The 13,432-nt window shown below is 45.6% G+C and carries 10 protein-coding genes and 1 other RNA gene; 1 reads left to right on the plus strand and 10 read right to left on the minus strand.

Features of this window, described 5'->3' with window-relative positions; all coding sequences use genetic code 11:
• The gene (pdxR, locus tag MHB64_RS23655; RefSeq protein WP_341135493.1) at window positions 1–1,440 is read right to left on the minus strand and encodes a MocR-like pyridoxine biosynthesis transcription factor PdxR; all 1,440 of its coding nucleotides are present in this window, start codon (window positions 1,438–1,440) and stop codon (window positions 1–3) included.
• 93 nt (window positions 1,441–1,533) lie between these two features.
• On the opposite strand from pdxR, the gene MHB64_RS23660 reads away from it, so the two are divergent.
• The gene (locus MHB64_RS23660; protein WP_341135494.1) at window positions 1,534–2,754 is read left to right on the plus strand and encodes an aminotransferase-like domain-containing protein; all 1,221 of its coding nucleotides are present in this window, start codon (window positions 1,534–1,536) and stop codon (window positions 2,752–2,754) included.
• Between the two features lie 533 nt (window positions 2,755–3,287).
• Here MHB64_RS23660 and rnpB read toward each other — a convergent pair.
• From rnpB to glyQ, 9 genes are all read right to left on the minus strand, one after another.
• Window positions 3,288–3,703, minus strand: an RNA gene (gene rnpB, locus MHB64_RS23665) — RNase P RNA component class A.
• 64 nt (window positions 3,704–3,767) lie between these two features.
• A complete protein-coding gene (locus MHB64_RS23670; protein ID WP_341135495.1) occupies window positions 3,768–4,883 on the minus strand; it encodes a Nif3-like dinuclear metal center hexameric protein in 1,116 nt (371 codons plus the stop codon).
• Window positions 4,859–5,629 (minus strand): tRNA (adenine(22)-N(1))-methyltransferase, encoded by a 771-nt coding sequence (locus MHB64_RS23675; RefSeq protein ID WP_341136117.1) that lies wholly within the window; start codon window positions 5,627–5,629, stop codon window positions 4,859–4,861. The genes MHB64_RS23670 and MHB64_RS23675 overlap by 25 nt, the downstream gene beginning before the upstream one ends.
• 5 nt (window positions 5,630–5,634) lie before the next feature.
• Window positions 5,635–6,459: a hypothetical protein gene (locus MHB64_RS23680; RefSeq protein WP_341135496.1), complete on the minus strand. Its 825-nt coding sequence runs from the start codon at window positions 6,457–6,459 to the stop codon at window positions 5,635–5,637.
• 106 nt (window positions 6,460–6,565) lie between these two features.
• Complete coding sequence (rpoD, locus tag MHB64_RS23685; RefSeq protein WP_042130309.1) at window positions 6,566–7,699, minus strand: RNA polymerase sigma factor RpoD; 1,134 nt, start codon at window positions 7,697–7,699, stop codon at window positions 6,566–6,568.
• 40 nt (window positions 7,700–7,739) lie between these two features.
• Entirely contained in the window at window positions 7,740–9,560 is a 1,821-nt protein-coding gene (gene dnaG, locus MHB64_RS23690) for a DNA primase (protein ID WP_094870324.1), read from the minus strand.
• A 39-nt stretch (window positions 9,561–9,599) separates the two neighbouring features.
• Window positions 9,600–10,076 (minus strand): YaiI/YqxD family protein, encoded by a 477-nt coding sequence (locus MHB64_RS23695; RefSeq protein ID WP_094870349.1) that lies wholly within the window; start codon window positions 10,074–10,076, stop codon window positions 9,600–9,602.
• A gap of 239 nt (window positions 10,077–10,315) precedes the next feature.
• A complete protein-coding gene (glyS, locus tag MHB64_RS23700; RefSeq protein WP_280786779.1) occupies window positions 10,316–12,391 on the minus strand; it encodes a glycine--tRNA ligase subunit beta in 2,076 nt (691 codons plus the stop codon).
• The gene (glyQ, locus tag MHB64_RS23705) at window positions 12,384–13,271 is read right to left on the minus strand and encodes a glycine--tRNA ligase subunit alpha (RefSeq protein WP_094870322.1); all 888 of its coding nucleotides are present in this window, start codon (window positions 13,269–13,271) and stop codon (window positions 12,384–12,386) included. Before glyQ ends, glyS begins: the two co-directional genes overlap by 8 nt.
• Window positions 13,272–13,432: the final 161 nt, after the last annotated feature.

Here is a 13,432-nt window from a genome sequence, read left to right on the forward strand (position 1 = left end):
CTAGCCACCACTCTGCAAAAATCTACCAAGCAAACGGAGAAATAATCGTAAGCCTTCCTCCATATCTGTTTCATTCATTTGTGAATAACATAAACGGATATACCGGGAAGGGGTCTCCGCGGAGTAACAAACATCACCCGGTAAAAAAGAAATGCTCTCCTGTTCGGCCAGCTCATGTAGCCTTCCGATATCAGGGGAAGCCGGCAACTCCAGCCAGAGGTTAAGACCACCCTCTGGGAGAATATATTTTACTCCAGGCGGCGCGTAAAGCTTCAGAAGCTTCGCCGCCTTTTCCATACGTGCACGGAGTGTAACTCGTAACTGAGCAGCATAGGCTTCATACTTGCCCGCTATGAATGGCAATACCGCCCTTTGTGTGAGCAGCGGACTCCCTAAATCACTTGCGGACTTCGCGGCGATAAGCCGTGACAGAATATTCCCACCAGCGGCTACACAGGCAATTCTGCAGCCGGGTGCAATAACTTTACTGAAACTCTTCATATAAACTACATGCCCTTTGGAATCCATCGATTTGATCGTAGGCGGCGGAGGCGCATGGAAATATAAATCACTAAATGGATCATCCTCAACAATAAGACAACGGTAACTGCGGGCTAATTCCAGCAGACGTTGTCTTCTTGCTATACTCATGGTTACTCCGCTAGGATTCTGAAAAGTAGGGATTGTATAAATTAGCTTAGGCGGTCTTTGATCACACATTCTTGTAAGAATATCCACCCGCATCCCTTCACTGTCCGTAGGTACAAAAATCATCTCTGCACCTCGTCCTGCAAAAACATCTATAGCCCCTGTATAACTAGGAGCCTCAAGATACACGGTGTCCCCAGGTCCGACAAAGGTACGAGCCACCAGATCAATGCCTTGCTGAGTTCCGCTTGTGATCATTACATCAGAGGAAGTAAGTGCAATTCCACGTGTTTTTAAATGATCGCTCATAATTCCTCGCAGCTCCAGATCACCTTGGAAGTTCCCATAGGTTGCCATAAGCTCCGGCTGCTGCATAACTAAAGATGCGAAGGAGTCACCAATATTTTTTAGAGGAAGTAACTCACTATGAATTGCAGCTATATGAAAGGGATACTTTACTTCAGAGTAATCAAAATTGCGCCAAAGCTGAGCTCGCGGCAAATAATCATCATATATATCCTGCCAGCGGCCATCTTCCTGACGTCGGGTGTGTTCAGGGTCGGCTACAAAGCAGCCTTTTCCTTGCCTGCAATAAATAAGTCCCCGCTTCTCAAGCACATTGTATGCCTTGCTTACTGTAACCTGGCTTACTCTCAAAGCTGTAGCCAAACTTCTTACGGAGGGCAGCCGGACACCTTGCTGGAGCAATCCTGATGAGATCCGCTGACTTAGGGTTTCACTGATTTGATGAGGCAGAGATTTACTGCTATTGCGAATCAAATCGATGTGCATGAACCCTCCACCTCCACTGTTATATTCAACGCTTTACTGTTATACAGTACTCCTATTATGATAGCACCAAATTGAAAGGTGGAGAACTCATTTATGGATATCAAATACTCGACCGCAGCCAATCATCTAGGATCATCAGCCGTTCGTGAGATTCTAAAAGTTACACAGGGCAATGACATCATTTCACTTGCAGGCGGGCTGCCTGGGGAGGATTTGTTTCCCTTGGAGGCCGTACGAGACGCTTATAACCGTGTACTCTCCAGTGACACCTCAGTGCTTCAATACGGATTAACCGAGGGCTTTACTCCACTACGTGATAAAATCGCCGAAAGACTTACTCGGCAAGGAATCCCTGTTACAGCATCTGAGATGATCTTGACTACAGGTTCCCAGCAAGCCATTGATTTATTATGTAAAATACTACTTGATCCCGGTGATGCTGTACTTGTTGAAGCCCCCACTTATTTAGCAGCTTTACAGGTACTCGGCTCTTACCGGGCTGATATTCATACGATAAATAATGACGAGCAAGGCATACTGCCAGATCACCTGGAAGATCAAATACAAAAATTACGGCCCAAACTCCTATATGCAGTTCCGACCTTCAACAATCCTTCAGGAGCAACCTGGAGTAAGGAACGCCGTGAGAAAGTGGTGGAAATCTGCCGCCGCTACAATGTTCTTATCTTGGAGGATAATCCCTACGGCGAAATAACCTTTGAGGAGAATAAAGATCTTTATCCACCCTCACTAGCATCCATCGACAGAAGCTATGGCGGCGATTATTGTGTCGCTTACACTGGAACTTTTTCCAAAATCGTAGCCCCTGCCCTGCGTACCGGCTGGATTGTCGGCGATTCCAATCTAATCAAGACCATCGCCAAAGCAAAGCAAGCCGCTGATCTGCATTCTAGCACCATTGACCAACGCGCTTTAGATCAACTGCTGCTGCATTTCGATATTGAGCAGCATATCCGCGTCATCTCACGAGAATATTATTCTCGAATGAAGCTCTTATCCGCGGAACTCCGATCGCAGAACTGGGAAGGCGCTCATTTTCTGGAGCCACGAGGCGGTATGTTCCTGTGGCTAACACTTTCCCAAGAGATCAACACGAAGGAATTACTTCCTCTAGCAGTAGAGAACGGTGTTGCTTTTGTTCCCGGTGAAGTGTTCTATTCATCACAGCCCCACAAGAATAAGATGCGTCTGAATTTCACCCATACGCCACCTAAGCTTGTACCCGTTGCTGTTCAGCGTCTGGAGAAGGCGTTGGTACAATGGCGGGAGAGTCAGGCCGGCATTCGTTCATAAGCATGACAAAACCCGGATTCTTCATCCTGTATGGGATTAGGAAGCCGGGTTATTTTTATTTATCAGCCATGCTTAGCGTAATTTACTTCTTAGATACTTCTATGCTATCTTTATTGAGCCTAAAATATCCATTTTCAACGAAAGACATGATTCGACTGACACTTACCCCTGTTTGAAGGGATATATTTAATACCATCGTGTCGGGTGAAGTCTCTACGATACGCCTGATTCTCTGATACATCTCATCACAACTATTGCACATCCTCTTATTGTTTCGTTCATATAAATGTCCGCAGAACCCGCAAATCTGATAATTACCCATGTTATACATTTCCCTCTTTCTACATATCTTCTTGCCTCGAGCATAAACACCTTCGGCGTCCTTATAAGGATGGTAAGCGTTGCGAGAAATATAAGGATAATGTATAAAATGAATCTTATACTTTCTTATATTTTAAAAAAGCGACGTGATCCGGTTTCCCGAGATACGCCGCCGCTTGTATGGTTGTTGTTGTTTATCATAACGTTGCAGTTAGGAAAGTTTGCCGTAAGCCGGGTTCTGTGCTCGTCGTGGTTCAATCGGGAACTACCCTCCCACCATAAGCGACAATCATCTATCTAGGCCGTACATTACTGCACAGCTCCAGCGACCAACCTAGACGCGCCTCAGGCTAAGGCTGCCTATTCCAATACAGGAATTTGCTGCGTCTCATTAGGTCTTGCTCCAGATGGGGTTTACCAGGAACGAAGTCACCAGCGTTCCTCGGGGTCTCTTACACCTCGGTTCCATCCTTGCCTGTGCCGCCCTAAGGCGGCCATCGGCGGTCCATTTCTGTGGCACTATCCTTCGACTCGCGCCGACTGGACGTTATCCAGCATCCTGCCTTATGGAGCCCGGACTTTCCTCCCGTGACGTCTACACGTCACCGGCGATTGTCTGTCAAACTTTCCGAACAACATTATATATTATACAGACATCGCATGTCTGGCACAAGCATTATTAAATGGAATTTTTATAGGAACTTAAATGGCTCCGTATTCACCTGCGAAGCATGTACAGCTGTATCATACCTATGCTCCACCAGTTTCCCAGTCATCCACGCTGCTACTTTCTCTTTCATGATCTTCTCCGCATTATGTCCTGGATCAATCAGAGTGATCCCAGCGAGCACGGCATCCTGTGCTGTATGATAATCAAGATCTCCTGTAACCAGCACATCTGCACCGCGGAAAATAGCACTGTTATAATACTTTCCACCCGAACCGCCGAGAATAGCGGCTTTACGAATCGGACGATCCAAATCACCCACAACACGTACATGGTCTACTTTCAGACCTTTTTTTACCGTCTCAACGAATTGCCCAAGTGTTGTAGGTTCTTTGAGCTTTCCAACCCGCCCAAGCCCTAAACTGCGGCCTTTAAGATCCATCGTGTACAAATCATAGGCAACCTCTTCATAAGGATGAGCCTTGAGCATAGCCTGTACCACTTTATTGCGGATACTGTGTGGCACGATCGTCTCAATACGAATCTCCTCAGCACGCTCCATCTTCCCTTTTTCCCCGATATAAGGATCTGTGCCTTCTCCCGGAATAAAAGTCCCGTATCCCTCAATATTGAAGCTGCAATGACTATAGTTGCCGATTGCCCCTGCTCCTGCATTCAAGATGGCATCTAATACCTTCTGATGATGATCCTTTGGTACAAATACCACCAACTTAGACAATTGCTCTGAATGAATGTCTTTAATGGGTACTCCGTTCTCTATGCCCAGAGCTTCCGCCATCCAATCGTTCATTCCACCTTCGGTAACATCCAGATTAGTGTGACTGATGTATACCGCGATGTCATTTTTAATCAGTTTTTCATACATTCTACCCATTGGAGTGTCTGTTTGAATCCCTTGCAGCGGACGGAAAATAATCGCATGGTGGGCAATGATTAGATTACAGCCGAGACTTATTGCCTCTTCAACGACTTCATCATTAACATCCAGTGCAACCAGCACATTGGTTATCTCTTTCTGTAAGGAACCTAGTTGAAGACCGACTTTGTCCCACTCTTCGGCTAAATGCTTCGGAGCCAGCTGCTCCATATATTGAATTACTGTTTGTCCTTTGGCAAGCATTGCAGCACCTCCGTAATCTCCTTGATCTGATCTCGAATTAATTTCCGTTTATTCTCTGCAGATTCGAGCTCTGAACGTGACAATGATGTCAAAATTCCTTCCAATTTCTGTATCTCCCCTTGCCACTTGGCAAAAAACACAGCATTCGGTGCTTGTAATAGAAAAGGTCCCATCTGTAGCAAGGTATCCTGACCACGAACCATAGCGGAATCACCTAACGTTACCTCTCGATATACATTGGCATTCGTAATTCCGGCACTCGCATCCTCTGGTACAGCCGTTAATACTTCATATAACTTCCCATCTTCTTCGAGAATACTTTCAGCTATAAGAACCCAATTATTAGCTAGTAGCCAGCGACGCAAAATATCCTCGCCCACATTCGGCTGAAGGACCAGTGTTGTAACATCCTTAAGCTTACCTTGGCTCTGACCACGGTCTAAAATCGAGGCAATTAAAGCCCCTCCCATACCAGCGATCGTGATACAATTAACTTCACCAGGTTCCAGTACCTCAAGGCCATCCCCTCGCCGCACCGAGATCACCTTTCCTAATCCGGCCTCTGCAACGCCTTTACAAGCAGCATCAAAAGGACCTGGGTTTACCTCACCTGCTACTGCGAATATCGCCTTACCGCTTTCTACAGCAGCTACAGGAAGCAGCGCATGATCAGAACCGATGTCTGCCAACCTGCTTCCTTGCGGAATTTGCTTCAGCAATTGCTGAAGTCGATCTGATAATTTCACATTGTTCATGTTGCCACCCACGTTATCCATTTTTTTCGAAACAAGAACAGCAGGGCTAAGCCTACCGCAATTTTAAAAATTAGCATAAACGAAATCCACTGCGGGAAATTTTGTCTCAATAAAAGAGCATCGAGCTCAGGCATAACCCATAACGATACGCCCACTGCAAAAAATACATTAGCGGCGCCTTTTACTCTGTGATGTAAAAGCCAGCTTAGCCACACCATCATTACACATAATGGAAGCCATAAGAACTCAAGCTCTAGCATCGAGGCATCAGGCCGTCTTCCACCGAAGAATCCAGCATATAGTAATGCCCAAAAAGCATACCCGCAGTACTGCAGCAAGCCGATCCGGAGCACAAATCCCAGAATACACCATACCAAGCCGCAAGCTCCAATCAGAATCGGTCTCCAGAACTGAGGATCAAGATCATGCAAAGCAATCAGCCATAGCCCAAAACCAAGCGATAACACGCTACCCAGCCCCGCCAGAATAAGACTAATAACATGATTTCGGTTCTTGTAAACCGCTGAGTATCCATAACAAATAATTAATACGGATAGTGCTGTTGCAAGTTGCAAAGGCCAGGGAAAAACGCTAAAATAAAGACTAATCAAGAAAATCAAGGAAATAATTCCAAAACCAAACAGCCAAATTTTGATGTTTCCCTGCTGTAGATTCTTCAGCGAAATCGGATTTTTATCCTTCGCCGCAGCTTCATCATCATACAGATTGGTTAAGAAGTCGCAATATTGCTCTGGTAGCAATCTGTTATTTCTCCAATACTGAATCTCTTTTATAATAATTTCGCGTTTTTCCAAATTCACTGGCTCATCCTTCTTTCCAGATACACAAGGTCAGCACTTTTAGGGTCGTAATTCAAATAAAAGAACCTCCTGCTACTGAGCAGCAGAAGGTCCAGTTCATGAAATACTATTCAAGGAAATCCTTAAGCCGTTTACTGCGGCTAGGGTGACGAAGCTTACGCAATGCTTTAGCTTCAATCTGGCGAATCCGTTCGCGGGTAACGCCGAACACTTTGCCCACTTCTTCAAGTGTTCTCGTCCGGCCATCATCTAGGCCAAAACGCAGACGAAGTACATTCTCTTCACGCTCCGTGAGCGTGTCCAGTACATCCTCCAGCTGTTCCTTCAGCAGTTCATAAGCTGCTGCATCCGCAGGAGCCAAGGCTTCCTGATCCTCAATGAAATCTCCCAGATGTGAATCGTCTTCTTCACCGATCGGTGTTTCGAGCGATACTGGTTCTTGGGCAATCTTCATGATTTCTCTAACTTTCTCAACCGTCAGCTCCATCTCAGCCGCAATTTCCTCTGGCGAAGGTTCACGTCCCAGTTCTTGCAGCAATTGACGAGAGACACGAATCAGCTTGTTGATCGTCTCAACCATGTGTACAGGAATACGAATCGTACGTGCCTGATCCGCAATCGCGCGGGTAATGGCCTGACGAATCCACCAAGTTGCATACGTACTAAATTTGAACCCTTTGTTATGGTCAAATTTCTCTACCGCTTTGATCAGACCCATATTACCTTCCTGAATCAAATCAAGGAACAGCATACCGCGTCCAACATAACGTTTAGCAATACTTACTACAAGACGTAGGTTCGCTTCAGCGAGACGACGTTTGGCTTCCTCGTCACCATTCTTAATACGCATAGCAAGCTCTACTTCATCGTCAGCCGACAACAGCGGAACGCGTCCAATTTCTTTTAGATACATACGAACAGGGTCATTAATCTTAATCCCTGGCGGCAGTGACAAATCATCATCAAAGCTGAACTCATCGCCCTCTTTGTCTTCATTGTCCTCATTTGGCCGGAGGCTGTTAACCTCCTCATCGTTCTCGTTTACAACTTCAATCCCCAAATCACTGAGTTGTTCATAGAACTCCTCCATTTGCTCGGGGTCTTGATCAAACGGCGATAATTTCTCCATAATATCTTTGTATAGCAATGATGATCTTTTCTTGCCTTGCTCAATAAGCTGATCCTTAACCTGATCCAAAGTAAATTCTGCTTCCAATTCAGTATGCTGATCGTTCGCCATAATTCGACTCCCTCCTCCCTAGGTACATCCTGTCAACATTTCATTGTCTCTCTAGGGCTATAATCTCACTTGCTATTTGTGCCGCACGCAAAAAGTCACCGGACTTTTCCGCCTGAATCATCTCTTCACGCTTCTGATCCATCTTGCGCTGCAGTGGGTATTTCCGTACTTCACGGATACAATCATCCAGCACCTGCATATTCCAGTCCGGAGGTGTATCCATCATGGAAATTGATGTTGCAGTTTTCTCTAGACGATCGTCCTGAAGCGATGATAGAAACCGACTAATGCCGGGTGGTTTGCCTTGCGCGTAATAGGCATATAGATAAGCGGCAATTGCCGCATGATCATCGATGTTGAAATCTTCTCCGAGGCGTTCGCCCACATACGTGGCGGCTTCCGGGTCCTGAATCATAAAGGACAGTAGACGCCGTTCCGCGACATGATAAGCGGGCAGCAAAGTTGGTGTCTGCACTTGCCCTTTTTTATGCCTACCATTATTCCACCTTTTGTCGTTATTATCCCCTTCAGGGATGTTTTTTTGCATCGATGCCCTAAGTAAATTACAATCCTGCTTCAAACTATCATATGAAAGTTCCAGCTCAGAAGCGATTTCCCTTAGGTAAACCTCTCTCTCAGTCGAGGAATGTAACGAAGCAATGACCTCCAAAGCTTCTTTGACGTAGGCAATTTTGCCATCTTCCTCTAGGAGTATATGGTTTTTTTTCAGATATATAAGCTTAAATTTTATGGATGAAACCGCTGAATCAATAACCTGATCCATAAACCTTTCTCCACCATGCTTGGAGATGAATTCATCTGGATCGAGTCCGCTTGGCAGTAAGGCAACTTTCACACGCAGGCCACTGCCTTCAAGCATTGGAATAGACTTTATAGCAGCTGCTTGTCCTGCCCGGTCACCGTCATAAGACAGTACAATTTCATCCGCCAGGCTCTTCATCAGTGCTACATGACTTTCAGTTAAAGAAGTTCCCATTGTTGCTACGCCGTTATGCACACCTGCTTCCCAGGCCGAAATGACATCTCCGTATCCTTCAAAGAGGACGATTTGCCGCGTTTTGCGGATGGATGCTTTGGACTGGTGCAAATTGTATAAAATCCGGCTTTTGTTAAACAGTCTACTCTCTGGAGAATTTAAATACTTAGGTTGTCCTTCTCCATGAATTCTTCCGGCAAACGCAATCACCTTGCCGGTGCGGTTCGCAATCGGAAAAATTATCCGACCACGGAAACGGTCTATATAGCCTTTACCCTCACCCCGGGCAGACAAGAGTCCGCCTTTCTCCATCTCAGCAAGGTCAAAATTCCGTTTCTCCAAAAATTGTAGCAAAGTATCCCAGCGGTCCGGAGCATATCCGATCTGAAACTGGTCAATCATTTTATCGCTGAAGTTCCGGGCTCTTAAATACTCCATTGCGGCTTTGCCGTGTTCCGTATTCTTCAGCAAGTAATGATAAAACTTTGCAGACCATTCATAAGCTTGAATCAACCGATCGCGTTCCGGATCAGGAGGAGACATTAGGCCTCCCTTACCTTCAGGAACGGGAATATCACTTTCTTCAGCCATTATTTTGACGGCTTCGGGGAAGGTTAATCCTTCGATTTCCATCCTAAATTTGATGGCATTTCCACCCATGCCGCAGCCAAAGCAATGAAACACTCCCCGGTCGGGGGTAACTGTAAAGGAAGGGGTTTTCTCCGAATGGAACGGGCAGAGGCCCCATAAATATTTCCCCTGCTTGGACAAATGGACAACCTTACCGACTGTATCGACAATATCATGACGTGCAAGCACGCTTTCGATAACTTCTTCCGGAATATTCCCGTGTCCGCTAGCCACTTCAACCACCTTCAATTCTTAACAAATAAATATAATTCGCTATTGCTCTACATTCTCCTGCAAAAGTATTAAAAGTTTTGTCATTTTATGTTGAAAATATATTTTTTCTTCTGCCGTTATAGGTTTTGGACCCTTCGAGTATTGTCCCCGTCTTCGTTCCACGGCCCTGGCATGCCTGCCTTCCAACATAAAATCCATTTTGGAATCATCATATTCCTGACCACGAAAAGAAAGCACACTGCAACGTTTTCCGAGCGCAAGTGCCGCGAGACCATAGTCTTGAGTCAACACCACATCTCCAGCAGAAATATGATTGGCAATATATAGATCGGCACTTTGATCTCCCCGGTCCACCTGCACAACCGTAACACCTTCTTCAGCTTTCAGTGCATGGTCATAAGAAGATACCATCAGTACCGGCACGCCAAAAGCGCGGCCTACTTCAGCAATCTCTTTTTTGACCGGACAAGCATCCCCATCCACGACTATAGTTCTAGACCGGGACTTCTTCTCCATGATCATCACCAATTTCCCGTGTAATATATATACGCCCTTACCGCAAGAAATCCTTCTTTCTATGCATAAATACGGAACGGATGTCAAATGACGCATTGGCACCGTTCCGTATATTTATACCCCAAACCAACATTCTATACCATAAGACACAAACTTTTCTTATAGATGTTGTTCAAAAAGCTGATCTTTGATCAAATGTCGAATCTTGAATTCAGCCGGGAACTCCGGTGCTCAGCCGTTTACCAAACCAGCTTGCCAAAATCAGCAAACGCCTTGGAATCAGCATCAATACCAGCAAGCAAAGCTAAACGGTTAGCACGTATCTGCTCATCCTCTGCCATAACCATAACGGAATCGAAAAATGCTGTAACAGCATCTTTTAGACCCGAGAGAATTCGGAGTGCTTCTTCGGCATTGTTCGCAGACATCGCTTCAAGATACGGTGTGTGTAACTCCTGCCATGTATTATACAGCTCTAGCTCAGCATCTTCTTTAAGTAAAGAAGGATCAATCCCTTCGCTGGTTGCTTTAGCTGCCAGATTACTAACCCGAGTAAGTGAATCCACGGTGATTTTGAAGTCTGCTTGGTCTAACACAGCACCCATAAGCGCACGGCTTCTACCTACAACATCTACCACGTCGTCAAAGCCAGCTGCTGTAACAGCATCCACAACATCATAGCGTACATTGTCGGATAAAAGTCGTTTAACACGCAGACTGAAGAACTCGTACAGGTTTATACGTAGTTCATCGTCAGAATGTTTCGAATTCCCTGAATTTTTATGAATTTCAATCGCAGCTTCAAAAATTTCGCGTAGCGTAATCGGCAATTTATGCTCAAGCACGATTTGAACAATCCCTGCAGCCTGTCGACGCAGTGCGTAAGGATCCTGAGAACCTGTAGGGATGATACCGATGGAGAAGCAGCCTACAATTGTATCAATCTTATCTGCAATGCTGACAACCGATCCAGCATCCGTCGAAGGTACTGCATCTCCTGCGAACCGTGGCTGATAATGTTCGAAGATTGCTTTTGCCACAGTTTCAGGTTCTCCTGCTTTGCGTGCATAATCTTCGCCCATGGTGCCTTGGAGTTCTGGGAATTCATAAACCATTTGAGTGACAAGGTCGAATTTACAAATATCAGCAGTCCGACTTACTTCAGAAAGGGCCCTATCAGACAATCCCAATGTTACAGCAAGACGATCGGAGATTTGGCGAATACGACGCACTTTATCTCCAACACTGCCAAGTTCTTCATGGTAGACGATATTCTCTAGTTTGGCTAGTGCATCATCAATCTTCATCTTTTGATCTTCTTGATAGAAGAATTTGGCATCTGATAGACGAGCACGGAGTACCTTCTCATTTCCCTTAGCAATTACATCCAAAGATACTGCATTTCCGTTACGCACCGTTACGAAGAAAGGCAGAAGCTTGCCTGCTGCATCAAAAACTGGGAAATAGCGCTGATGCTCACGCATCGAAGTAATCAGCACATCTTGCGGAATGTTCAAGAACGATGGGTCAAAGGTTCCAAATAGCACGGTTGGTGTTTCAACTAGAAACAATACTTCCTCCAAAAGATCCTCTTTGATCGCAATCGTCCAGCTTTTTTCTTCAGCCAATTCATTGATTTGTTTCAGGATCAGCTCTTCCCGTTCCTTCACATCTACAAGCACATGCTGCGCACGCAAGCTCTCCACATATTGTGCAGGCTCCGAAATTACAGTCTCTGTTCCCAGAAAACGATGTCCACGGCTCACATTCCCTGCTTTTACATCTGTAATTTCCAAATCAATAATATCTTTGCCGAAAAGAGCAACTAACCAGCGGATCGGACGCACGAATTTAAAATCGTAAGCTCCCCAACGCATGTTTTTCGGAAAAGTCATCGCATTTACTATCCCTAAAAGTCCTTCTGAGAGCAACGAAGCTGTCTCTACCCCAGCACTATTTCTAGTAGCATAAATATACTCTACTCCTGCTAGCTCTTTGAACGTAAATTGCTCTGGGGATACACCTTGACTCCGGGCAAACCCTAATGCAGCTTTGCTCCAGTCTCCGTTTGCATCCAGTGCGATCTTGCGTGACGGCCCTTTGACCTCTTCGCTAATATCCGCTTGCTTCTCAGCCGCATCCTTAACAAAAACAGCGAGACGACGTGGCGTTGCATAAGCAGTAACTCCAGCATGGGTAATCCGTGCAGAATCCAACCACTTGGACGTTCTATCTTGCAGCTGTTCCATCGCAGCGCGGATAAACCGTGCAGGAATTTCCTCCAGACCGATCTCAAACAGGATATCTTTAGACACGGTCAGCACCTTCTTTCTTCAGCAGCGGGAAGCCAAGCTTCTCGCGTTCCTCAAGATATGTTGCCGCTACAGAGCGGGCAAGATTACGCACACGGGTAATAAATCCAGTCCGTTCTGTAACACTGATGGCTCCACGTGCATCCAGCAGATTAAAGCTATGTGAACATTTCAACACGTAATCGTAGGCTGGGAACACAAGATTTTTTTCCATCGCTCTACGCGCTTCTTCTTCGTACATGTTGAACAATGAAAATAGCATTTTTACATCAGATACTTCAAAGGTGTAAGTAGAATGCTCGAATTCCGGCTGATGAAAAACATCACCATAAGTCATGCCGCTAACCCATTCAAGATCGAATACATTTTCTTTATCTTGAATGTAGGAGGCTAACCGCTCCATACCGTAAGTAATTTCTACAGCAACTGGATTGGCTTCAATCCCACCGACCTGTTGGAAGTAAGTAAACTGAGTGATTTCCATACCATCCAGCCATACTTCCCATCCTAGACCTGCACAACCGAGTGAAGGGTTCTCCCAGTTATCCTCGACAAAACGGATATCATGCAAGAGCGGATCAATACCGAGTGCCTTTAAGCTATCCAAGTAAATCTCTTGAATGTTATCAGGCGATGGTTTGATAATGACTTGAAATTGATGATGCTGATACAGACGGTTCGGATTCTCGCCATAACGACCATCGGATGGGCGACGTGAAGGCTCTACGTACGCAACTCTCCATGGTTCAGGACCTAGTGAGCGTAAAAAAGTCATAGGGTTCATCGTGCCGGCGCCTTTTTCTGTGTCATAAGGCTGTACGATAATACAGTTCTGTTCAGCCCAGAACTGCTGCAGCGTCAAAATCATCTGCTGAAAGTTCATAATACCGTCTCCTTCGCTTTACAAGTTTTTAACTCCATTTGCTTAAAACTTCTTACCATGGAGGCGGCACTTTTCGCTTCTGACAGCAACAAAAAACCCCCGCCCCCATGCCTGATTAACAGACATAGGGACGAGAGTTTAACTTATTCTCCCGCGGTTCC

The organism is Paenibacillus sp. FSL K6-2859 (genome assembly GCF_038008265.1).
Classification (GTDB): Bacteria; Bacillota; Bacilli; order Paenibacillales; family Paenibacillaceae; genus Paenibacillus_AQ; species Paenibacillus_AQ nitricinens.

What these genes read in the sequence shown, in the direction of transcription:
- MHB64_RS23695 (WP_094870349.1), bottom strand. Translation starts at nt 10,076, where the DNA reads ATGGAGAAGAAGTCCCGGTCTAGAACTATAGTCGTGGATGGGGATGCT.
- pdxR (WP_341135493.1), bottom strand. Translation starts at nt 1,440, where the DNA reads ATGCACATCGATTTGATTCGCAATAGCAGTAAATCTCTGCCTCATCAA.
- rpoD (WP_042130309.1), bottom strand. Translation starts at nt 7,699, where the DNA reads ATGGCGAACGATCAGCATACTGAATTGGAAGCAGAATTTACTTTGGAT.
- MHB64_RS23660 (WP_341135494.1), top strand. Translation starts at nt 1,534, where the DNA reads ATGGATATCAAATACTCGACCGCAGCCAATCATCTAGGATCATCAGCC.
- MHB64_RS23670 (WP_341135495.1), bottom strand. Translation starts at nt 4,883, where the DNA reads ATGCTTGCCAAAGGACAAACAGTAATTCAATATATGGAGCAGCTGGCT.
- glyQ (WP_094870322.1), bottom strand. Translation starts at nt 13,271, where the DNA reads ATGAACTTTCAGCAGATGATTTTGACGCTGCAGCAGTTCTGGGCTGAA.